Source organism: Pseudomonas sp. SR18 (assembly GCF_023701505.1).
In the GTDB taxonomy this organism is placed as follows: Bacteria; Pseudomonadota; Gammaproteobacteria; order Pseudomonadales; family Pseudomonadaceae; genus Aquipseudomonas; species Aquipseudomonas cyclaminis.
Genome location: NZ_JAMQAU010000018.1, coordinates 44,287 through 64,001, shown reverse-complemented (window position 1 = coordinate 64,001; position 19,715 = coordinate 44,287). Strand labels below are relative to the sequence as shown.

General features: G+C 60.1%; 21 protein-coding genes. 14 read left to right on the top strand and 7 right to left on the bottom strand.

Annotated features, from left to right (window positions below; translation table 11 throughout):
• Positions 1-111 precede the first annotated feature (111 nt).
• From NDJ82_RS22975 to NDJ82_RS22965, 3 genes are all read right to left on the bottom strand, one after another.
• Positions 112-708: a superoxide dismutase gene (locus NDJ82_RS22975; protein ID WP_003212997.1), complete on the bottom strand. Its 597-nt coding sequence runs from the start codon at positions 706-708 to the stop codon at positions 112-114.
• A 177-nt stretch (positions 709-885) separates the two neighbouring features.
• Positions 886-1,488 (bottom strand): LysE/ArgO family amino acid transporter, encoded by a 603-nt coding sequence (locus NDJ82_RS22970; RefSeq protein WP_099585451.1) that lies wholly within the window; start codon positions 1,486-1,488, stop codon positions 886-888.
• 5 nt (positions 1,489-1,493) lie between these two features.
• Positions 1,494-1,688, bottom strand: a complete 195-nt coding sequence (locus tag NDJ82_RS22965) for an ACT domain-containing protein (RefSeq protein ID WP_250926360.1) — start codon at positions 1,686-1,688, stop codon at positions 1,494-1,496.
• A gap of 97 nt (positions 1,689-1,785) precedes the next feature.
• Between NDJ82_RS22965 and NDJ82_RS22960 the strand changes: the two genes are divergently transcribed.
• The 10 genes from NDJ82_RS22960 to NDJ82_RS22915 all read left to right on the top strand — a co-directional run bounded on the left by NDJ82_RS22960 (position 1,786) and on the right by NDJ82_RS22915 (position 12,888).
• Positions 1,786-2,679 carry a LysR family transcriptional regulator ArgP gene (locus NDJ82_RS22960; RefSeq protein ID WP_250926359.1) on the top strand — a complete coding sequence of 298 codons (894 nt, stop codon included), beginning with the start codon at positions 1,786-1,788 and terminating at the stop codon, positions 2,677-2,679.
• 52 nt (positions 2,680-2,731) lie between these two features.
• On the top strand, positions 2,732-3,730 hold the full coding sequence (locus NDJ82_RS22955) for an NAD-dependent epimerase/dehydratase family protein (protein ID WP_158877803.1): 999 nt from the start codon (positions 2,732-2,734) through the stop codon (positions 3,728-3,730).
• 123 nt (positions 3,731-3,853) lie between these two features.
• A complete protein-coding gene (locus NDJ82_RS22950; RefSeq protein WP_250926358.1) occupies positions 3,854-4,699 on the top strand; it encodes an ATPase in 846 nt (281 codons plus the stop codon).
• A gap of 171 nt (positions 4,700-4,870) precedes the next feature.
• A complete protein-coding gene (locus tag NDJ82_RS22945) occupies positions 4,871-6,130 on the top strand; it encodes a D-mannose isomerase (RefSeq protein WP_250926357.1) in 1,260 nt (419 codons plus the stop codon).
• A 104-nt stretch (positions 6,131-6,234) separates the two neighbouring features.
• Complete coding sequence (locus NDJ82_RS22940) at positions 6,235-7,521, top strand: ABC transporter substrate-binding protein (RefSeq protein WP_099585445.1); 1,287 nt, start codon at positions 6,235-6,237, stop codon at positions 7,519-7,521.
• A gap of 79 nt (positions 7,522-7,600) precedes the next feature.
• A complete protein-coding gene (locus NDJ82_RS22935; protein ID WP_003175732.1) occupies positions 7,601-8,509 on the top strand; it encodes a carbohydrate ABC transporter permease in 909 nt (302 codons plus the stop codon).
• On the top strand, positions 8,502-9,347 hold the full coding sequence (locus NDJ82_RS22930; protein ID WP_099585444.1) for a carbohydrate ABC transporter permease: 846 nt from the start codon (positions 8,502-8,504) through the stop codon (positions 9,345-9,347). The genes NDJ82_RS22935 and NDJ82_RS22930 overlap by 8 nt, the downstream gene beginning before the upstream one ends.
• A 2-nt stretch (positions 9,348-9,349) precedes the next feature.
• Positions 9,350-10,510, top strand: a complete 1,161-nt coding sequence (locus NDJ82_RS22925; protein WP_099585443.1) for an ABC transporter ATP-binding protein — start codon at positions 9,350-9,352, stop codon at positions 10,508-10,510.
• An 86-nt stretch (positions 10,511-10,596) separates the two neighbouring features.
• Positions 10,597-11,943, top strand: a complete 1,347-nt coding sequence (locus tag NDJ82_RS22920; protein ID WP_250926356.1) for a carbohydrate porin — start codon at positions 10,597-10,599, stop codon at positions 11,941-11,943.
• 99 nt (positions 11,944-12,042) lie between these two features.
• A complete protein-coding gene (locus NDJ82_RS22915; RefSeq protein WP_099585441.1) occupies positions 12,043-12,888 on the top strand; it encodes a D-hexose-6-phosphate mutarotase in 846 nt (281 codons plus the stop codon).
• A 122-nt stretch (positions 12,889-13,010) separates the two neighbouring features.
• Here the strand turns inward: NDJ82_RS22915 and NDJ82_RS22910 are convergent, their stop codons facing one another.
• The gene (locus tag NDJ82_RS22910; RefSeq protein WP_169851198.1) at positions 13,011-13,871 is read right to left on the bottom strand and encodes a MurR/RpiR family transcriptional regulator; all 861 of its coding nucleotides are present in this window, start codon (positions 13,869-13,871) and stop codon (positions 13,011-13,013) included.
• A 219-nt stretch (positions 13,872-14,090) separates the two neighbouring features.
• Between NDJ82_RS22910 and zwf the strand changes: the two genes are divergently transcribed.
• The 3 genes from zwf to NDJ82_RS22895 are packed head-to-tail and all read left to right on the top strand — an operon-like array spanning position 14,091 to position 16,940.
• Complete coding sequence (zwf, locus tag NDJ82_RS22905) at positions 14,091-15,557, top strand: glucose-6-phosphate dehydrogenase (protein ID WP_112196568.1); 1,467 nt, start codon at positions 14,091-14,093, stop codon at positions 15,555-15,557.
• Positions 15,544-16,257 carry a 6-phosphogluconolactonase gene (gene pgl / locus NDJ82_RS22900; RefSeq protein WP_250926355.1) on the top strand — a complete coding sequence of 238 codons (714 nt, stop codon included), beginning with the start codon at positions 15,544-15,546 and terminating at the stop codon, positions 16,255-16,257. The genes zwf and pgl overlap by 14 nt, the downstream gene beginning before the upstream one ends.
• A 17-nt stretch (positions 16,258-16,274) precedes the next feature.
• The gene (locus NDJ82_RS22895; RefSeq protein WP_099585438.1) at positions 16,275-16,940 is read left to right on the top strand and encodes a bifunctional 4-hydroxy-2-oxoglutarate aldolase/2-dehydro-3-deoxy-phosphogluconate aldolase; all 666 of its coding nucleotides are present in this window, start codon (positions 16,275-16,277) and stop codon (positions 16,938-16,940) included.
• Between the two features lie 107 nt (positions 16,941-17,047).
• On the opposite strand, the gene NDJ82_RS22890 is transcribed toward NDJ82_RS22895, so the two are convergent.
• Together NDJ82_RS22890 and NDJ82_RS22885 are read right to left on the bottom strand one after the other, a co-directional pair.
• Positions 17,048-18,223: an aminotransferase class V-fold PLP-dependent enzyme gene (locus NDJ82_RS22890; protein ID WP_250926354.1), complete on the bottom strand. Its 1,176-nt coding sequence runs from the start codon at positions 18,221-18,223 to the stop codon at positions 17,048-17,050.
• A gap of 14 nt (positions 18,224-18,237) precedes the next feature.
• Entirely contained in the window at positions 18,238-18,474 is a 237-nt protein-coding gene (locus NDJ82_RS22885) for a DUF3820 family protein (RefSeq protein ID WP_099585436.1), read from the bottom strand.
• A 208-nt stretch (positions 18,475-18,682) separates the two neighbouring features.
• Here NDJ82_RS22885 and NDJ82_RS22880 point away from each other — a divergent pair, with 208 nt between their 5' ends.
• Positions 18,683-19,150 (top strand): ferritin-like domain-containing protein, encoded by a 468-nt coding sequence (locus NDJ82_RS22880; RefSeq protein ID WP_250926353.1) that lies wholly within the window; start codon positions 18,683-18,685, stop codon positions 19,148-19,150.
• Positions 19,151-19,221: 71 nt separating this feature from the next.
• On the opposite strand, the gene NDJ82_RS22875 is transcribed toward NDJ82_RS22880, so the two are convergent.
• Positions 19,222-19,692, bottom strand: coding sequence for a MaoC family dehydratase (locus NDJ82_RS22875; RefSeq protein ID WP_015885544.1), 471 nt, complete (start codon positions 19,690-19,692; stop codon positions 19,222-19,224).
• Between the last annotated feature and the right edge of the window lie 23 nt (positions 19,693-19,715).

Genomic DNA, 19,715 nt, shown 5'->3' with positions numbered 1-19,715 from the left:
AGGAAAATTCCTCTCGCTGATTGCGTGGCAAAAACGGCCTGTTGGGTTCCGCCTTTTTTACAGCATAAAAAAGCCCGGCAATCGCCGGGCTCTTTTTACTGCAAGGGTTGCTTAGGCAGTGAAGGTCTTGCCTTCGAACTGCTCAGCCACGAACTTCCAGTTGACCAGGTTCCAGAACGCTTCCACATACTTTGGACGCACGTTGCGGTAGTCGATGTAGTAGGCGTGTTCCCATACGTCGCAGGTCAGCAGCGGGGTGTCGCCGCTGGTCAGCGGGTTGCCGGCGCCGATGGTGCTGGCCAGGGCCAGGGAACCGTCAGCCTTTTTCACCAGCCAGCCCCAACCGGAACCGAAGGTGCCGACGGACGTCTTGGTGAACTCTTCCTTGAACTTGTCGAACGAACCGAACGCAGCGTTGATGGCTTCAGCCAGTGCGCCGGTCGGTTGGCCGCCGGCGTTTGGCGCCAGGCAGTTCCAGTAGAAAGTGTGGTTCCAGACCTGAGCGGCGTTGTTGAAGATGCCGCCCGAAGAGGATTTGACGATCTCTTCCAGGGTCTTGCCTTCGAACTCGGTGCCAGGCACCAGGTTGTTCAGGTTCACGACGTAGGTGTTGTGGTGCTTGTCGTGGTGGTATTCCAAGGTTTCCTTGGAGATGTGCGGCTGCAGGGCATCGTGTGCGTAGGGCAGCGGCGGCAATTCGAAAGCCATGATGATTCTCCTAATCAGGTCAGTTGCGGTGAGCGCAAGGCCGATCACGGGCGGCCAAACAAGCGCCGGGGAGTTTGTACTCTTTGCGGCGCAGGGGCAGGATCATAGCACCGGGGGTGCGGCAAAACCACGCAACAACTGTGTGGAATAGAGGTTCCAGAGCCTTTTGGAATAAGTTCATGGCGCGCTTATTAATTGGTAGGCCACGCTGAACATCATCACCGCCACCAGCAGGTCCAGCAGGCGCCAGGTGGCGGGGCGTGCAAGCCAGGGTGCGAGCCACGCCGCGCCGAGCGCCAGGGTGGTGAACCACAGGAATGATGCGCTTGCGGCCCCGGCGACATAGGCGCCAGGTTCGGTCTGTTGTGCGCCGAGCGAGCCGATCAGCAGCACGGTGTCCAGGTAAACGTGGGGGTTGAGCAGCGTCACCGCCAAGGCACTGAGCAACACGGCGCGCAACGAGCGTACTTTCAGGTTGCCGCCTTGTTCCAGGCTCTGCGTGGAGAACGCCCGCCGCAGTGCCAGAGTGCCATACCACAACAGGAAAGCCGCGCCGCCCCAGCGCGCAATCGCCAACAGCAGCGGGTTTTGCGCAAGCACCGTGGCCAGGCCGAACACCCCGGCGGCCACCAGTAGCGCATCACACACCACGCACAATGCCGCCACGGGTAAGTGATGCTCGCGGCGCAGGCTTTGTGCCAGGACAAAGGCGTTCTGGGTGCCAATGGCCATAATCAGGCCGAGGGCGACCAGCAGCCCGTTCAGATAGCTTTGCCACATAGGATTTACTCCGCGTCCGCCGCCAGTTGCCGCAGCACGTGCATTGCGCGCTCGGCATCGGCGCGGCCGACAAACAGATGATCGTGGTAGTAGCCGGTCGGGATCCGGTGGTCGGGCAGGGTGCAGAACACGTAGTCACCGTCATTGAGGTGCGGGCTCATGCTGCGCAGCAGGGTTGCCGGGGCGGTTTCGCCAGCCATGGGAGGTTCCTTATTAGAGGTAAGCAATGCTGGTCATTCTCACGGGCGAGGCTGTATAAGAAAAACCAATATTGCTGATCGCTCATTAGAGAAACTGATGTTCGACTATAAATTGCTTTCCGCCCTCGCGGCGGTGGTGGAACAGGCTGGCTTCGAACGCGGCGCCCAAGTGCTCGGGCTGTCGCAGTCGGCCATTTCCCAGCGCATCAAGTTATTGGAAGCGCGTATCGGCCAGCCGGTGCTGGTGCGCGCATCACCGCCCACACCCACCGATATCGGGCGGCGCCTGCTTAACCATGTGCAGCAAGTGCGGTTGCTGGAGCGCGACCTGCAAAGCCAGGTGCCCGCGCTGGACGACGAGGGCATGCCCGAACGCCTGCGCATCGCCCTCAATGCCGACAGCCTTGCGACGTGGTGGGCCGAGGCCGTCAGTGACTTCTGCGCCGAACAGCATTTGTTGCTGGATCTGATTGTGGAAGACCAGACAGTCGGCCTCAAACGCATGCGCGCCGGTGAAGTGGCGGCGTGTATCTGTGCCAGTGAACGCCCGGTGGCCGGAGCCCGCAGCCTGTTGCTGGGCGCCATGCGATATCGGGCGCTGGCCAGTCCGGCCTTTATTGCTCGTCACTTCCCGCAAGGCGTGCGCGCCGATCAACTGGTTCGTACCCCGGCGCTGGTGTTTGGCCCGGATGACTTCCTACAGCACCGCTACCTGGCATCCCTGGGCGTGGACGGCGGTTTCGAACACCATTTATGCCCATCTTCCGAAGGCTTTATCCGCCTGGCGGAATCCGGGCTTGGTTGGGGCCTGGTGCCCGAATTGCAGGTGCGCGACCAACTTGAAAAGGGCGTGCTGGTGGAGTTGTTGCCAGATAAGCCCATCGATGTACCGTTGTACTGGCATCATTGGCGCAGCGGCGGGCAGTTGTTGGGCCTGCTGACCGACCATCTGGCCCAGTCATGTGGCCAATGGTTGGTGCCGTTGGACTGATGGCGGTCGTCAAGGCAACAGCGATGAAAAACGAAAGAACACGGGGTAATACATGAAGATTCTGGTCACCGGCGCAAGCGGCTTCATCGGCGGGCGCTTTGCGCGTTTCGCCCTGGAGCAGGGCCTGGACGTGCGGGTCAACGGGCGGCGCGCCGAGGGTGTGGAGCACCTGGTACGGCGCGGTGCCGAGTTTATCCAGGGTGATCTGAATGACGCCGACCTGGTGCGCGACCTGTGCCGCGATGTCGAAGCCGTGGTGCACTGCGCCGGTGCCGTGGGGCTGTGGGGGCGTTACCAGGACTTTCACCAGGGCAACGTGCTGGTCACCGAAAACGTTGTCGAGGCCTGCCTTAAACAGCGGGTCGGGCGCCTTGTGCACCTGTCGTCGCCGTCGATCTATTTTGATGGCCGTGATCATTTGGGCCTGACCGAAGAACAAGTGCCCAAGCGCTTCAAGCATCCCTACGCCGCGACCAAATACCTGGCGGAGCAGAAGGTCTTCGGCGCCCAGGAGTTCGGTCTCGAAGTGCTGGCCCTGCGCCCGCGTTTCGTCACCGGCGCCGGGGACATGAGCATCTTCCCGCGCCTGTTGAAAATGCAGCGCAAGAAGCGCCTGGCGATCGTCGGTGACGGCCTGAACAAAGTCGACTTCACCAGCATTCACAACCTCAACGAAGCCCTGCTCAGCAGCTTGCTGGCGCCCGGCTCGGCGTTGGGCCGGGCCTACAACATCAGCAACGGCGCGCCCGTGCCGGTGTGGGATGTCGTGAACTACGTGATGCGCCAAATGGAATTGCCCCAGGTCACCCGATATCGGTCCTATGGTTTGTCCTACAGCGTGGCGGCGCTGAACGAGGCCGTCTGCGCGATGTGGCCTGGGCGGCCGGAACCCGCGTTGTCGCGCCTGGGCATGCAAGTGATGAACAAAGATTTCACCCTCGACATCAGCCGCGCCAGGCATTATCTGGATTACGAGCCCAAGGTCAGCCTGTGGACCGCCCTCGACGAGTTCTGCGGTTGGTGGAAGGCCCAGGATCCAGGGTTCAAGTAAGGTCACACCAGGCAACACATGGGGAACCGAATTCGCGGTTCCGAGTCGATCAGTGCGACGGGGCTGCGGTTTATACTCCCGTCGTTCGGCGTTCCAGCCACTTCAGCGATTCAGGGTTGATTCATGCGTAACGATGCTAAAGACGACTTCGACAACGTTCCCAGCCTGCGGGCCGATACTGGGGATGACGACGATTTCGAACCTTCCCCGGCCACCTCGGTGCGTTCGCGCAACACCCCAGTGGTCAAGGTCAAGGGCGCCAACACCGGCCCGCTGTGGGCATTGATCGGCGCGCTGCTGATCGCCTTTGCCGGCCTGGCCTGGTGGAGCTTCCAGCAGATATCCCTGATGGGCCAGCAATTGGTTGCCACCCAGGAAAGTTTTGCACGCATCAGCGAAGAAGCGGCGGGGCGCCTGCAGGATATTTCCGGCAAGGTTGTCGCCAGTGAAGCCAGCGTGAACAACGGCAGCGAAGCATTGAAACTGCAGATCAAGCAGTTGGAAAGCCAATTGCTGGAGCAGGGCAAGCAGCAGCTCGGCGTCGCCGGCCAGGCCACCGAACTGGACAAACGCCTCGCCCAAATGACAGCCAGCACTACCGAGCTGTCGAGCGCCAACGCCAAGCTGCAAGGCCAGGTCCAGGCCCTGACCGACGCCGTAGCCACGCTCAAGGCGGCACAGGGTGATGCGGGCAAGCGCGACGCAGAGATCAAAGAGCTGGTCGCCGACGTTGCGGCGCTGAAAAAACAAGGCAACCCAAGCGCCGCCATCGCGCGTCTTGAGCAGGATTTGGTGGTGCTCAAAAGCGCGCAGGACAACCAGCCGGCCAATAGCGATGCGCCGACCAACAAAGAGTTCGACGTGTTCCGCATCCAGACCACGCGCAATATCACTACATTGCAGAGCCAGGTGCAGAACCTGCAGCAACAGCTCAACGCGCCGGCGAAGGTCACCCCGCTGGGCCAATGACGTCTGGCATCCGGGATGACTGACCCTTGTGGTGAGCCCGCTCACCACTGGAGTCATCTGTCCTTTTGCAATGTCACCACTTGGTGACATTTCCCATCCCCTTCGTTACGTGCCCACCTCCCGCCCTTGTTTAGACTCCGGTCATCCCACAAAAAATAATAAGGGCCACCCATGACCATGCAACCACTGCCTGCCAGCAGTTGGCTTAACGCGCCTGCCCACCATGCCTGGCTCGCTGCCGAAGGCCAGCGCCTGCTGGCATTTGCCAAGGCGTCGCGCCTGCCAGAAGGGTTTGGCAACCTTGACGACAAAGGCCAACTGCCGGCCAATGCCCACGCCGAAACCATGAACACCGCCCGTATGACCCACAGCTTCGCCATGGCCCATGCCATGGGTCTGCCGGGCTATGCGGCGCTGGTCGAGCACGGGGTCGCGGCCCTCAGTGGCCCTTTGCGTGATAGCAAGCACGGCGGTTGGTTCGCCACGCCCCAGGCCCAGGATGGCAACACCGGCAAGGCCGCCTACCTGCATGCGTTCGTCGCCCTGGCGGCCAGCTCGGCCGTGGTGGCGGGAGCAGCGGGTGCGCAAAACCTGCTCAATGACGCGACCCACATCATCGACCAGTTTTTCTGGAGCGAAGAAGAGGGCGTGATGCTCGAATCCTTTGCCCAGGACTGGAGCGGCGTCGAAGCCTATCGCGGCGCCAACAGCAATATGCACGCGACCGAAGCCTTCCTCGCCCTGGCCGATGTGACGGGCGATACCCGCTGGCTGGACCGTGCACTGCGGATCGTCGAGCGCGTGATTCACACCCATGCGGCCAGCAACCAGTTCATGGTCATCGAGCATTTCGACCCGCACTGGCAACCGCTGCTCAACTACAACGAAGACAACCGCGCCGACGGCTTCCGCCCCTATGGCATCACCCCCGGCCACGGTTTTGAATGGGCGCGGCTGGTGCTGCACCTGGAAGCCGCTCGCCTGCAAGCCGGGCTTGTCACGCCAGAGTGGCTGGTGAGCGACGCCAAGGGCCTGTTCGCCAGTGCCTGCGAATATGCCTGGGCCGTGGATGGCGCCCCCGGCATCGTCTACACCCTGGACTGGAACCACCAGCCGGTGGTGTGCGAACGCCTGCATTGGACGCACGCTGAGGCCAGCGCTGCAGCCCAAGCCTTGCTTAAACGCACGGGCGAACTGCATTACGAGATCTGGTATCGGCGCTTCTGGGAGTTCTGCGAAATCCACTTCATCGACCGTATCCACGGCAGTTGGCACCACGAACTCAATCCGCACAACCAGCCCAGCAGCAACATCTGGGGTGGCAAGCCGGACCTGTACCATGCCTGGCAAGCGGTGGTGCTGCCTGCACTGCCCTTGGCGCCGAGCATGACCAGCGCGTTGAGTGCTGGGCGCTATGTCACCAAGTGGTGACATTTGTGCATCCCTTTGTTACCTGCGCTCGAAAAAACCATGTTTAAACTCCGTGCAGCGCAAGCCCTAGACTTGCATGCATAACAACAAGAAAAGGTATTCAGATGAACGCGATTAATCGCCTCGCCGTAGCTATTTCCGTTGCCTCGTTGTTTCCCCTCAGTGCATTTGCCGCCGACTCCAAAGGGACGGTTGAAGTTGTGCATTGGTGGACCTCGGGTGGCGAAAAAGCGGCTGTAGATGTCCTGAAGGCCCAAGTTGAGAAAGACGGCTTCACCTGGAAAGACGGTGCCGTCGCAGGTGGCGGTGGCGCCACGGCCATGACCGTGCTGAAAAGCCGCGCGGTCGCCGGCAACCCGCCCGGCGTTGCCCAGATCAAAGGTCCCGACATCCAGGAATGGGCGTCCACCGGTCTGCTCGACACCGACGTGCTCAAAGACGTCGCCAAAGCAGAAAAATGGGACTCCCTGCTCGACAAGAAAGTCTCCGACACCGTGAAGTACGACGGTGACTACGTTGCCGTACCGGTCAACATCCACCGTGTGAACTGGCTGTGGATCAACCCGGAAGTCTTCAAGAAAGCCGGCATCACCAAGAACCCGACCACCCTCGAAGAATTCTACGCAGCCGGCGACAAGCTCAAGGCCGCAGGCTTCATCCCGCTTGCCCACGGTGGTCAGCCTTGGCAGGACAGCACCGTGTTTGAAGCGGTCGTGCTTTCGGTGATGGGTGCCGATGGTTACAAAAAAGCCCTGGTCGACCTGGACAACGCTGCGCTGACTGGCCCGGAAATGGTCAAGTCCCTCACCGAGCTGAAGAAAGTCGCGACCTACATGGACGTCGATGGCAAAGGCCAGGACTGGAACCTCGAAGCTGGCAAAGTCATCAACGGCAAGGCCGGTATGCAGATCATGGGTGACTGGGCCAAGTCCGAATGGACGGCCGCCAAGAAAGTCGCCGGCAAGGATTACGAGTGCGTAGCCTTCCCGGGCACCGACAAAGCCTTCACCTACAACATCGACTCCCTGGCAGTGTTCAAGCAGAAAGACAAAGGCACCGCCGCCGGTCAGCAGGACATCGCCAAAGTCGTGCTGGGTGAAAACTTCCAGAAGGTGTTCAGCATCAACAAGGGCTCGATCCCTGTTCGTACCGACATGCTCAACGAAATGGACAAGCTCGGCTTCGACTCCTGCGCCCAGACCGCCGCCAAGGACTTCCTGGCAGACGCCAAGTCCGGCGGCCTGCAACCAAGCATGGCGCATAACATGGCCACCACCCTGGCTGTGCAAGGTGCGTTCTTTGATGTCGTGACCAACTTCATCAACGACCCGAAAGCCGACCCGGCCGACACCGCCAAGAAGCTCGGCGCTGCGATCAAGTCAGCCAAGTAACAGCTGACCTTGTGAGGGGGACCCCTGACCCCTCACAAGGCCTGTTTCTGTAGTCCTTTTCCCTGTATTGGATTTTCCCATGAGTTCTGTTGCTGTGTTCAGCAAAGCCTCGCCGTTCGATGCACTGCAGCGCTGGCTACCCAAATTGGTGCTGGCGCCCAGCATGTTCATCGTGTTGGTGGGCTTCTACGGCTACATCCTGTGGACGTTTGTGCTGTCGTTCACCACGTCTACGTTCCTGCCGAGCTACAAGTGGGCGGGCCTGGCGCAGTACGAGCGTTTATTCGACAACGATCGCTGGTGGGTGGCGAGCAAGAACCTGGCGCTGTTTGGCGGCATGTTTATCGGCATCACCCTGGTGATCGGCGTGACCCTGGCGATCTTCCTCGACCAGAAAATCCGCCGCGAAGGCTTCATCCGCACTATTTACCTGTACCCGATGGCGCTCTCGATGATCGTCACCGGTACCGCCTGGAAATGGCTGCTCAACCCGGGCATGGGCCTGGACAAACTCCTGCGTGACTGGGGCTGGGAAGGCTTCCGTCTCGATTGGCTGATCGACCCGGACCGTGTGGTCTATTGCCTGGTGATCGCCGCTGTCTGGCAAGCCTCCGGTTTCATCATGGCAATGTTCCTTGCCGGTTTGCGTGGCGTTGATCAATCGATCATCCGTGCCGCCCAGATCGACGGCGCGAGCCTGCCGCGCATCTACTGGAGCGTGGTGTTGCCCAGCCTGCGTCCGGTGTTTTTCAGTGCGGTGATGATCCTGGCGCACATTGCGATCAAGAGCTTCGACCTGGTGGCGGCCATGACCGCGGGTGGTCCGGGCTATTCGTCCGACCTGCCGGCGATGTTCATGTACTCGTTCACCTTCAGCCGTGGCCAGATGGGCATGGGCTCTGCCAGTGCCATCCTGATGCTCGGTGCGATCCTCGCGATCATCGTGCCTTACCTCTACTCCGAGCTGAGGACCAAGCGTAATGACTAGTCTCGCTAACAAACCGGCCATCAGCCTGAGCCGCGTTGCGATCTACGCGGTGCTGATCCTTGCGGTGCTGCTGTATCTGGTGCCGCTGGTGGTGATGCTGCTCACCAGCTTCAAAACCCCGGAAGACATCACCAACGGCAACCTGCTGAGCTGGCCCACCGTGGTCACCGGCATTGGCTGGGTCAAGGCCTGGGACACCGTCGATGGTTACTTCTGGAACTCGATCAAGATCACCGTTCCCGCCGTACTCATTTCCACCGCCATCGGCGCATTGAACGGCTATGTGCTGTCGTTCTGGCGCTTCCGTGGTTCACAGCTGTTCTTCGGCCTGCTGTTGTTCGGCTGCTTCCTGCCGTTCCAGACCGTGCTGCTGCCGGCGTCTTTCACCCTCGGCAAGATGGGCCTGGCGAGCACCACCACTGGCTTGGTGTTCATCCATGTGGTCTACGGCCTGGCGTTCACCACGCTGTTCTTCCGTAACTACTACGTGAGCATTCCGGACGCGCTGATCAAGGCCGCGCGCCTGGACGGTGCGGGATTCTTCACCATCTTCCGTCAGATCATTCTGCCGATGTCGACACCGATCATCATGGTCTGCCTGATCTGGCAGTTCACCCAGATCTGGAACGACTTCCTGTTCGGCGTGGTGTTCTCCAGTGGCGACTCCCAGCCCATCACGGTGGCGCTGAACAACCTGGTCAACACCAGCACCGGGGCCAAGGAATATAACGTGGATATGGCGGCGGCGATGATCGCCGGGCTGCCGACCCTGCTGGTCTATGTGATCGCAGGCAAGTATTTCGTGCGCGGCCTCACGGCCGGCGCGGTCAAGGGGTAATCATGGCTACGCTTGAACTTCGCAATGTAAACAAGACCTATGGCGCCGGCCTGCCCGACACCTTGAAGAACATCGAACTGTCGATCAAGGAAGGTGAATTCCTGATCCTGGTCGGCCCTTCGGGCTGCGGTAAATCCACGCTGATGAACTGCATCGCCGGCCTTGAGACCATCACCGGCGGCGCGATCATGATCGGTGATCAAGACGTCAGCGGCATGAGCCCCAAGGACCGCGACATCGCCATGGTGTTCCAGTCCTACGCGCTGTACCCGACCATGAGCGTGCGCGAGAACATCGAATTCGGCCTGAAGATCCGCAAGATGCCTCAAGCCGACATCGACGCCGAAGTCGCGCGCGTGGCCAAGCTGCTGCAGATCGAACACCTGCTCAACCGCAAGCCGGGCCAACTCTCCGGCGGCCAGCAGCAGCGCGTGGCCATGGGCCGGGCGTTGGCGCGTCGGCCGAAGATCTATCTGTTCGACGAACCGCTGTCCAACCTCGACGCCAAGCTGCGCGTCGAGATGCGCACCGAAATGAAACTGATGCACCAGCGCCTCAAGACCACCACGGTCTACGTGACCCACGACCAGATCGAAGCCATGACCCTGGGCGATAAAGTGGCGGTCATGAAGGACGGCATCATCCAGCAGTTCGGCACGCCGAAAGAGATCTACAACAACCCGGCCAACCAATTTGTGGCGAGCTTTATCGGCTCGCCGCCGATGAACTTTGTGCCGCTGCGCCTGCAACGCAAGGACGGTCGCCTGGTAGCTCTGCTCGACAGCGGCCAGGCGCGTTGCGAGCTGGCGTTGAACGTGACAGATGCCGGCCTGGAAGACCGCGACGTGATCCTGGGCCTGCGCCCGGAGCAAATCCTGTTGGCGGCGGGCGAGGGCGACAGTGCGTCGAGCATTCGTGCCGAAGTCCAGGTCACCGAGCCGACCGGGCCGGACACCCTGGTGTTCGTGCAACTCAACGACACCAAAGTCTGCTGCCGCCTGGCGCCCGATGTGGCACCTCAGGTGGGCGAGACCCTGACCCTGCAATTCGATCCGGCCAAGGTGCTGCTGTTTGACGCCAACACCGGTGAGCGTCTGGGCACGGCTACTTCAGTGCCGACACAGGGGCACGCCGATAACGTGGCCCAATTCAAGGGTCGCTGAACGAGATAAGTTGTTGTTTTAGTTAAAAAAATGTAACCCGCGTTAGATAAAAACAGTTTAATAACAATAAAGACGAGGATGTAGGGATGAAAAAGCAACACAACAACACCCGGCTGATCTGCCAACTGTCAGCTGCAGCAGCCCTTGTATTGTCCGCCAATGCGATGGCGGCCGATGCGTTCAGCGCCGATTCCAAATGGATGACCGGCGATTGGGGCGGCGAGCGTACCAAGCTGATCGAGCAAGGTATCGATATCAAGGCCGACTACGTAGGGGAAATGGGCTACAACGCCCACGGTGGTTACAACAACGACAAGACCGGTCGCTACGCTGACCAGTTCGGTCTGGGCGTTGCCCTGGACCTGCAAAAACTGTGGGGCTGGGACAACACCCAGGCCAAGATCCAGTTCACCAACCGTAATGGCCAGAACATCTCCAACGACCGCATTGGCGACCCGCGTGCCGGCACGCTCAGCTCGTCGATGGAAGTCTACGGCCGTGGCCACATGGTGCGTCTGACCCAGTTCTGGATCCAGCACCAGATGTTCGACAACAAGTTGGACGTCAAGCTCGGCTACTTCGGTGAAGGCGAAGACTTCAACACCTTCCCATGCGACTTCCAGAACCTGTCGTTCTGCGGCTCGCAAGTGGGTAACTACGTCAGCACCTGGTACAACTGGCCGGTCAGCCAGGCCGCGATCCGCGTGAAGTACAACATCACGCCTGAGCTGTATGCGCAAATCGGCGCGTACAACCAGAACCCGTCGCAACTGGAGCACGGCAACGGCTTCAAACTGAGTGGCAGCGGCACCAAAGGCACTGTGATCCCGGTGGAATTGGTCTGGTCGCCGAAGGTGAATAACCTGCCGGGCGAATACCGTGTGGGCTTCTACAAGAGCGCCGCCGATGCCAGCGACGTCCGTGAAGACGTGAATGGCAATGACGCGGCCACTACCCGCGCAGACTACCGCACCCACAGCAGCAAAAAAGGCTACTGGTTCGTTGCGCAACAGCAACTCACCAGCCACAACGGTGATGCTTCCCGTGGCCTGAACATCGCTGCCAACGCCACGTTCCACGACAAGGAAACCAACACTGTCGACAACTACCAGTCGATCATGCTGGTGTACAAAGGCCCATTCGATGCGCGTCCAAAAGATGACGTCGGTATTGGTGCCGCGCGTCTGCACGTCAACGATGACGTGAAGAAAGACGCCGAACTGCTCAATGCCTCCAACGGCGTGAGCGACTATGACAACCCACTGTACCGGCCGATTCGCGAGACCGAGTACAACTTCGAAATCAACTACGGTTTCCACGTCACCAACTGGCTGACCGTGCGTCCCAACCTGCAATACGTTGTCCAACCGGGCGGCGTGGATAAAGTCGACAACGCGCTGGTGGCTGGCCTGAAAATTCAGTCTACGTTCTAACGCTGTTGCGATAAGCTCCTTCTCTCTGTGCGCATTTGCGGGTAGCCATGGCTATCCGCTTTTTTTTGGGCTGCACTGTGATATTCAGGACCGTGGCACATGCATGAGCATCCGCTGCAACGCTTTTTCAAATCCCTGCGCGAGCGTCCGGTGTTCGCCTGGGAGCGCTTTCAGATGCGCGATGTGCTGGTGATTGACCACCCGCTGTGCCAGGCGGTGTTCAGCCGCCAGGGTGCGCAACTGTTGCATTTCCAACCCCGTGGCCAGAAACCCTGGTTGTGGTGCGCGGCCAAGTGGCCGCAAGTCGGCGCCATCCGTGGCGGCGTGCCGGTGTGCTGGCCGTGGTATGGCCGCCATCCGAGCGAAAACGCATGGCCATCTCACGGCTGGGCGCGGTTGATCGACTGGAAGCTCCTCGACAGCAGCACCGACGACGACGGCGTGCGTCTGCACTGGCAATTGCAGCTGTGCGACTGGCAGGTCGACCTGCACGCGCACCTGGGCGACACCCTGGAACTGCGCCTGAGCACCGAGCATCAGGACGAACTCCCGTGCCAGTTGAGCCATGCTTTGCACGCTTACTGGCGTATTGGTCACGTCGACGAGATAGCGCTGTCTGGGCTCGACGGTGCGCAAGGTTATGACCAACTCAGTCGCCAGGTTTGCCAGCAGGAAGGCGAGTTGCGGGTGGACGGTGGGTGTCAGCGGGTGTTCCAGCACGAGGGTGAATTGCAGCTCAAGGATCATGCTTGGCAGCGTGAACTGTGCATCGACACGGGTGACAGTGCGGACACCGTGGTCTGGCATCCGGGCAGCCGGCCGTTGCTGGGCGTGAGCTTCAACGAGGCGTCGGGGTTTGTGTGTGTGGAATCGGCGATGGCCGGGGCCAGTTTGGCGCCGGGGGAGAGGGCGCATTTGAGTTTGCAGGCTCGGGCTGGGGTTTAGCGGTGTGGCTGATGGCCCTATCGGGGGCAAGCCCCCTCCCACACTTTGACCTGTGAATACATTTCAAATGTGGGAGGGGGCTTGCCCCCGATAGAGCCAGTAAAGCCAACACACATGCTGGCTTAGTTAAACTCATCCCCCACCGGATACCGGCTGTCATTCAAGCTCTCTTTGATCTTGCGCAAATGCGGCTGGAAATCCACGCCACGGCGCAAGGTCATGCCGGTCGCCAGCACATCCAGCACCGTCAATTGGATGATCCGCGAGGTCATCGGCATGTAGATGTCGGTGTCTTCCGGCAGCGGAATGTTCAAACTCACGGTGCTGGCCTTGGCCAGCGGTGAGTTCTCTGCGGTGACACCCAGTACTGACGCACCGTTTTCCCGCGCAATACGCGCCACTTCCACCAGCTCGCGGGTACGCCCGGTGTAGGAAATAATCACGAACAGCTCGCCCGTATGCGCCACCGAGGCGATCATGCGTTGCATCAGCACGTCGGCATGGGCGGTCACTGACAGGTTGAAGCGGAAGAATTTGTGCAGCGCATCCATGGCCACCGGCGCCGAGGCGCCCAGGCCGAAGAAGTGGATCTGCCGCGCCTGGATCAACAGGTCTACGGCCTTGCTGATCAGGTTCGGGTCCAGGGCCTGGCAGGCGCTGTCCAGGGACGCGATGGCGCTGCCAAAGATCTTCTGGGTGTAGGCCTCGGGGTTATCATCGGCTTCCACTGCGCGGCTGACATACGCCGCGCCGCTGGCCAGGCTTTGCGCCAGCTGCAATTTAAGTTCAGGGTAACCGCTGACGCCGAATGAACGGCAGAAACGGTTGACCGTCGGTTCACTGACCGAAGCGGCCTGGGCAAGGGCGGCGATAGAGAAGCGGGTCGCCTGCTGCGGGTTGAGCAGGATGACCTCGGCGACTTTTTTCTCGGCCTTGTTTAATTCTTCGAGGCGGTTCCGGATCTGTTCCAGAAGATTTCGCACGCGGTCCATTCAGTCTTTCCTTCGGGCGACGATGCAAATAAAGGGCGGTAGCCAATCGACGAGTGGCATTTCGCGGTGGCCTATCCTACTGAGGGTAGCTGAACACCACCACTCGGAATGCGTATTTCGGGAAAATGTTGTGGTTATTACTACATTTTTCCTTGAGTGATGCCTTGAAAAAAGGTATTTGTAGCTTAACTTGATAAAAGAACAAACATCATGCCTTCGATAACCGTAGAACCCTGCACCTTTGCCCTCTTTGGCGCCTTGGGTGATCTGGCGCTGCGCAAGTTATTTCCTGCCCTCTATCAACTTGATGGCGCCGGGCTGCTGCACGACGACACGCGCATCCTGGCCCTGGCCCGTGAAGCCGGTTCCGAGCAACAGCACCTGGCCCATATCGAAAAAGAACTGCGCAAGTACGTCGGCAAGGAATTGGACGAAAGCATCGCCCAACGTTTCCTGGCGCGCCTGACCTATGTCCACGTCGACTTCATGAAGGCCGACGACTACGTGGCCCTGGCTGAACTGGCCGGCACCGAGCAATGCCTGATCGCCTATTTCGCCACGCCGGCGGCGGTGTATGGCGCGATCTGCGAGAACCTGTCCAAGGTCGGCCTGGCCGAAAACACCCGCGTGGTGCTGGAAAAGCCCATCGGTTCGGACCTGGAGTCCTCGCGCAAGGTCAACGACGCCGTGGCGCAGTTTTTCCCGGAAAACCGCACCTACCGCATCGACCACTACCTGGGCAAAGAGACCGTCCAGAACCTGATCGCGCTGCGTTTCGCCAACAGCCTGTTCGAAACCCAGTGGAACCAGAACTACATCTCCCACGTGGAAATCACCGTGGCCGAGCAGGTAGGTATCGAAGGCCGTTGGGGCTATTTCGACAAGGCCGGCCAACTGCGGGACATGATCCAGAATCACCTGCTGCAACTGCTTTGCCTGATCGCCATGGACCCGCCGGCCGACCTGTCTGCCGACAGCATCCGTGACGAGAAGGTCAAGGTGCTCAAGGCCCTGGCGCCGATCAGCCCGGATGGGCTGACTACCCAAGTGGTACGTGGCCAGTACATCGCCGGTTACAGCGCCGGCAAGGCCGTGCCGGGTTACCTGGAAGAAGACAACTCCAACACCCAGAGCGACACGGAGACTTTCGTCGCGCTGCGTGCCGATATCCGCAACTGGCGTTGGGCCGGGGTGCCGTTCTACCTGCGTACCGGCAAACGCATGCCGCAAAAGTTGTCGCAGATCGTTATCCACTTCAAGGAACCGTCCCACTACATCTTCGCCCCCGAGCAGCGCTTGCAGATCAGCAACAAGCTGATCATCCGCCTGCAGCCGGACGAAGGGATTTCCTTGCGTGTGATGACCAAGGAGCAGGGCCTGGACAAAGGCATGCAACTGCGCAGCGGGCCACTGCAACTGAATTTTTCCGACACCTATCGCAGTGCACGCATCCCCGATGCCTACGAGCGGCTGCTGTTGGAAGTGATGCGCGGCAATCAGAACCTGTTTGTCCGTAAAGATGAAATCGAAGCCGCGTGGAAGTGGTGTGACCAGTTGATCGCCGGGTGGAAAAAATCCGGTGATGCGCCCAAGCCGTACGCGGCGGGTTCCTGGGGGCCGATGAGCTCCATTGCACTGATCACGCGGGATGGGAGGTCGTGGTATGGCGATATCTGAATTGAAACTGCCTCAGGGTGTAACCGCCCATGAGTACCGCACCCCGGTGCTGCTGGCCGAGGGCTTGGCGCTGGACGTGGCCGAACAACTGCGTGCGGCTATCAGTGCCCGTGGCGAGGCGACGTTGGTGGTGTCCGGTGGGCGCAGCCCGGTTGCGTTTTTCCAGCATCTGGCCAAGCAAGGCCTGGACTGGTCCAAAGTCACCATCACCCTGGCCGACGAGCGCTGGGTGCCGGTGGAACACGCCGACAGCAATGCCGGCCTGTTGAAGCAGCACCTGTTGCAGGGCCCGGCCGCCAAAGCCAAGTTTTTGAGCCTGTACAGTGCCGCCGCCAACCTTGAAGACGCTGCCGAGCAGGCCGATCGCCTGCTGGGCGAACTGCCAGGCATTGATGTCCTGGTACTGGGCATGGGCGACGACGGCCACACGGCGTCGCTGTTTCCCAACAGCCCGAACTTGAATGAAGCCCTGCAGCCAGACGGTACCCGCCGTTGCTGGCCGATGCTCGCGCCGACCGTGCCGCACCAGCGCCTGACCATGAGTCGCGCGTTGCTGGCCACGGCCACCTACACCGTGCTGTCGATTTCCGGCAGTTCGAAATTGACCACCTTGAGCGCCGCCCTGGCCAGTGACGACGTTGCTGCCATGCCGATTCGCGCGTTTTTGCAACCTACATTAGAGATTTACTGGTGCCCATGAGCCAAGGATCAGCCGCTATGAAAAGCCCTCAACCGACCGTGTCCATGGCGGATAAAGTTGCCTTGATCGACAGCCTCTGCGCCAAGGCGCGGATCCTGCCGGTGATCACCATCGCCCGCGAACAGGACATCCTGCCGTTGGCCGATGCCCTGGCAGCCGGTGGTTTGACCGCATTGGAAGTGACCCTGCGTTCCGAGTTCGGCCTCAAGGCCATTCAGGTGCTGCGCGAGCAGCGCCCTGAACTGTGCACCGGTGCCGGCACCGTGCTCGACCGTCACATGCTCGAAGCAGCCGAGGTTGCCGGCTCGCAATTTATCGTCACCCCCGGCATTACCCGCGACCTGCTGGAAGCCTCGGTGCACAGCCCGATCCCGCTGTTGCCGGGCATCAGCAATGCCTCGGGCATCATGGAAGGCTATGGCCTGGGTTATCGCCGCTTCAAGCTGTTCCCGGCGGAAGTCAGCGGCGGCGTGGCGGCCATCAAGGCCCTGGGCGGCCCGTTCGGCGAAGTGAAATTCTGCCCGACCGGCGGCGTCGGCCCGGCCAACATCAAAAACTACATGGCGTTGAAAAACGTGATGTGCGTGGGCGGTAGCTGGATGCTTGATCCTGAGTGGATCAAGAACGGCGACTGGGCCCGCATCCAGGAAGTCACCGCCGAGGCGCTGGCGCTGCTGGATTGATCTGATTTACCGAATCGTTGTTGCTGTGCTTAACGGCATTTTTGCGGTGCACTTGGTCGGTGTACCGCTTTTTTTTGCCTGCAAAAAGCCGTGAGGCCACCACATTTTCAGTCTGTGCTCAGTTCGGTAATGGCGTTGACCAGCACATCAATGTCCGCCTTTGATGTGAGCAACCCTGGTGTCACCCGGATGCACGTACCAAACGCCGCCCCGGTGCGCGTGGTGGTGAACAGGCCGTAATCCTTGAGCAACCGATCCACCATCACCTGCTGGTCACGCCCGCTGAATTTGAGCGCGGTAATCCCGCAATACAGCCGTGGATCATCCGAAGTCAGCACCTCAATGCCTTTGAGGGGGCGCACCTGGCTTACCCACAGATCGCGCAGGTAATTGACCCGCGCACCTTTGGCCGCCGCGCCCCCCAATGCCCGATGTTCTTCAAACACCAGTGGCAAGGTCATCAAGGCCGGAAAGTTTGGCGTGCTGTAGGACGTGCGTGCACGCACGTCCGTGATGGGGTAGTGGAACTCACCCATGTCCGGGTCGATATCTGCGAGGCGCTCCGGGGCGATGTACAGAAAACCCAGGGTCAGCGGCGCGCCGATCCATTTATGCAGGTTAAAGCCAGCGAACTGGATGCCCAGCTCGGCGAGGTTGAAGTCGATCTGGCCCAGGGCATGGGCGCCGTCGAGAATCACGTCGATACCCTGTTCACGCGCCGCCTCGGCGATGGCTGCAATGGGCATCACCAGGCCTGTGCGGTGGGTGACGTGGGTCAGCGCCATCAGCTTTATACGCGGGTACTCAGCGAAGGCGGTGCGATAGGTCTGCAACAGGTTGTCGAAACTGGCCGGGTGCGTGTGGGAAAGCTCAATCACCTCGACACCGCGAACCCCGGCCAACCAGCGCATGGCGCCCTTGACGGTGTCGTACTCCAGATCACTGATCAGCACTTGGTCGCCCGGTTGCAGGCGGTTGTAGTTGCGAATCAGCGACTGCAAGGCTTCGGTGGCGTTGCGGGTGAAGGCGACCGACTCCGGGGCCACATCGATCAACTCGGCCAATTGGCGGCGGATCTCGACGTTTTCGCCTTGTTCGAAGCGCTGGCGCACGTGCAACGAATTGCTGCGGTTGATAAACGCCACGTGGTCCAGGTACTGCGCCTGGACTGCACGGCTCATGCGCCCGAAGTAGCCGTTTTCCAGATTGATCGGACCCGGTTCCAGGTCGTAGCGCTGGGCGATGGCCTGCCAGTGCAGTTCGTTGTCAGCATTGCGTGGCATGGCGACGCTCCTGATTAATGACGCGGGGCAGGCTTGCCGTGCTTGGCGCGCAAGGGGTCGAGCAGTTCCGACAAACCGTTGTGGTCGATTTCCTGCATCAAGGCCAGCAAACCGCCCAGCTCGCCGTGGGGGAAACCCTCACGGGCAAACCAATTCAGGTAGGGGCCCGGCAGGTCAGCGATGATCCGGCCCTTGTATTTGCCGAAGGGCATTTCGCGGGTGATCAGCAATTCGAGTTTTTCGGGGTTCATGGGGACGTCAGTGGCGTGAGTCGAGACTTCGGAAAATACAGGCATTCTGCATGAAGGCCAAATGACAGATCATGCAAATAACGTACATACAGATGGTTCAAATATTTTTAAGTTGTTGAAATTAAACATAAAAACTGTTTTTCAAAACCTGGCACGAGCGCTGCAATCATTAAGACAACCCTTCGTAACCTGCCTGAGGAATTGAAAAATGACTGACATCAATAAAGAATCGATCTTCGTACTCAACGACCTGATCGAGACCAGCATCGACGGCCAGAAAGGTTTCAAAGAATGCGCAGAAGACATCAAGCACCCAGAACTCAAGGCGCTGTTTGCCAAGCGTTCCGCTGATTGCGCAACCGCTGCCGCCGAGCTGAAAACCGCCGTACGTGCACTGGGCGGTGATCCGGAAGACTCCGGCAGCATGGCCGGCGCGCTGCATCGTGGTTGGGTCGATGTGAAGTCGATGCTCACCGGTAAAGATGAAGAGGCTGTGCTGAACGAAGCCGAGCGCGGTGAAGATCACGCACTCAAGGCTTACAAGGAAGCGATCGAGAAGATCAACAAGCACAACCTGCTGGGCATCCGTGACCTGGTTGAGCGTCAGTACCATGGCGTACAGCGCAACCATGACCAGGTGAAAGCCCTGCGTAACCAGGCTCGCGCTCAGTCGTAAGCCAAATGCGGTAAAAAAAATGTGGGAGGGGGGAAAGCCCCCTCCCACATTTGTGTTGTGTCGGCCTTGAGTCAGCCGATGCTGATTGGCGGCAGCTCGGTCAACGTTACAACCTGCTGCTTACGCGGGGCGAGAATCTCGGCTTCGCCATCCACTACCAGCTCATCGCGCTGGTTGAACACGCGAGTGGCAATACGCACGCGGAATTTCGGCAGTTTTTCAAGGATTTCCAGGCGCACCGTCAGTGTGTCGCCGATCTTGACCGGCTTCTGAAAGGTCATCTGCTGGCCGATATAGATAGTGCCCGGCCCAGGCAGCTCGCAGGCCACCGCCGCGCTGATCAGCGCACCGCTGAACATGCCGTGGGCAATACGCTCCTTGAACATGGTCGCCTTGGCATATTCGGCGTCCAGGTGCACCGGGTTGTGGTCGCCGGACATGGCGGCGAACAGCTGGATATCGCGCTCTTCTACAAGTTTGCTGTAGCTGGCGGTCTGGCCGACTTCCAGGGCTTCGTACGGGGTGTTGGTTACCTGTGTCATCTAAAGGTGCATCCTGTGGCTAA

What these genes read in the sequence shown, in the direction of transcription:
- zwf (WP_112196568.1), top strand. Translation starts at nt 14,091, where the DNA reads ATGCCTTCGATAACCGTAGAACCCTGCACCTTTGCCCTCTTTGGCGCC.
- NDJ82_RS22970 (WP_099585451.1), bottom strand. Translation starts at nt 1,488, where the DNA reads ATGTGGCAAAGCTATCTGAACGGGCTGCTGGTCGCCCTCGGCCTGATT.
- NDJ82_RS22965 (WP_250926360.1), bottom strand. Translation starts at nt 1,688, where the DNA reads ATGGCTGGCGAAACCGCCCCGGCAACCCTGCTGCGCAGCATGAGCCCG.
- NDJ82_RS22930 (WP_099585444.1), top strand. Translation starts at nt 8,502, where the DNA reads ATGACTAGTCTCGCTAACAAACCGGCCATCAGCCTGAGCCGCGTTGCG.
- NDJ82_RS22920 (WP_250926356.1), top strand. Translation starts at nt 10,597, where the DNA reads ATGAAAAAGCAACACAACAACACCCGGCTGATCTGCCAACTGTCAGCT.
- NDJ82_RS22895 (WP_099585438.1), top strand. Translation starts at nt 16,275, where the DNA reads ATGAAAAGCCCTCAACCGACCGTGTCCATGGCGGATAAAGTTGCCTTG.
- NDJ82_RS22885 (WP_099585436.1), bottom strand. Translation starts at nt 18,474, where the DNA reads ATGAACCCCGAAAAACTCGAATTGCTGATCACCCGCGAAATGCCCTTC.
- NDJ82_RS22950 (WP_250926358.1), top strand. Translation starts at nt 3,854, where the DNA reads ATGCGTAACGATGCTAAAGACGACTTCGACAACGTTCCCAGCCTGCGG.
- NDJ82_RS22945 (WP_250926357.1), top strand. Translation starts at nt 4,871, where the DNA reads ATGACCATGCAACCACTGCCTGCCAGCAGTTGGCTTAACGCGCCTGCC.
- NDJ82_RS22925 (WP_099585443.1), top strand. Translation starts at nt 9,350, where the DNA reads ATGGCTACGCTTGAACTTCGCAATGTAAACAAGACCTATGGCGCCGGC.
- NDJ82_RS22875 (WP_015885544.1), bottom strand. Translation starts at nt 19,692, where the DNA reads ATGACACAGGTAACCAACACCCCGTACGAAGCCCTGGAAGTCGGCCAG.
- NDJ82_RS22915 (WP_099585441.1), top strand. Translation starts at nt 12,043, where the DNA reads ATGCATGAGCATCCGCTGCAACGCTTTTTCAAATCCCTGCGCGAGCGT.
- NDJ82_RS22960 (WP_250926359.1), top strand. Translation starts at nt 1,786, where the DNA reads ATGTTCGACTATAAATTGCTTTCCGCCCTCGCGGCGGTGGTGGAACAG.
- pgl (WP_250926355.1), top strand. Translation starts at nt 15,544, where the DNA reads ATGGCGATATCTGAATTGAAACTGCCTCAGGGTGTAACCGCCCATGAG.
- NDJ82_RS22940 (WP_099585445.1), top strand. Translation starts at nt 6,235, where the DNA reads ATGAACGCGATTAATCGCCTCGCCGTAGCTATTTCCGTTGCCTCGTTG.
- NDJ82_RS22890 (WP_250926354.1), bottom strand. Translation starts at nt 18,223, where the DNA reads ATGCCACGCAATGCTGACAACGAACTGCACTGGCAGGCCATCGCCCAG.
- NDJ82_RS22880 (WP_250926353.1), top strand. Translation starts at nt 18,683, where the DNA reads ATGACTGACATCAATAAAGAATCGATCTTCGTACTCAACGACCTGATC.
- NDJ82_RS22975 (WP_003212997.1), bottom strand. Translation starts at nt 708, where the DNA reads ATGGCTTTCGAATTGCCGCCGCTGCCCTACGCACACGATGCCCTGCAG.
- NDJ82_RS22935 (WP_003175732.1), top strand. Translation starts at nt 7,601, where the DNA reads ATGAGTTCTGTTGCTGTGTTCAGCAAAGCCTCGCCGTTCGATGCACTG.
- NDJ82_RS22955 (WP_158877803.1), top strand. Translation starts at nt 2,732, where the DNA reads ATGAAGATTCTGGTCACCGGCGCAAGCGGCTTCATCGGCGGGCGCTTT.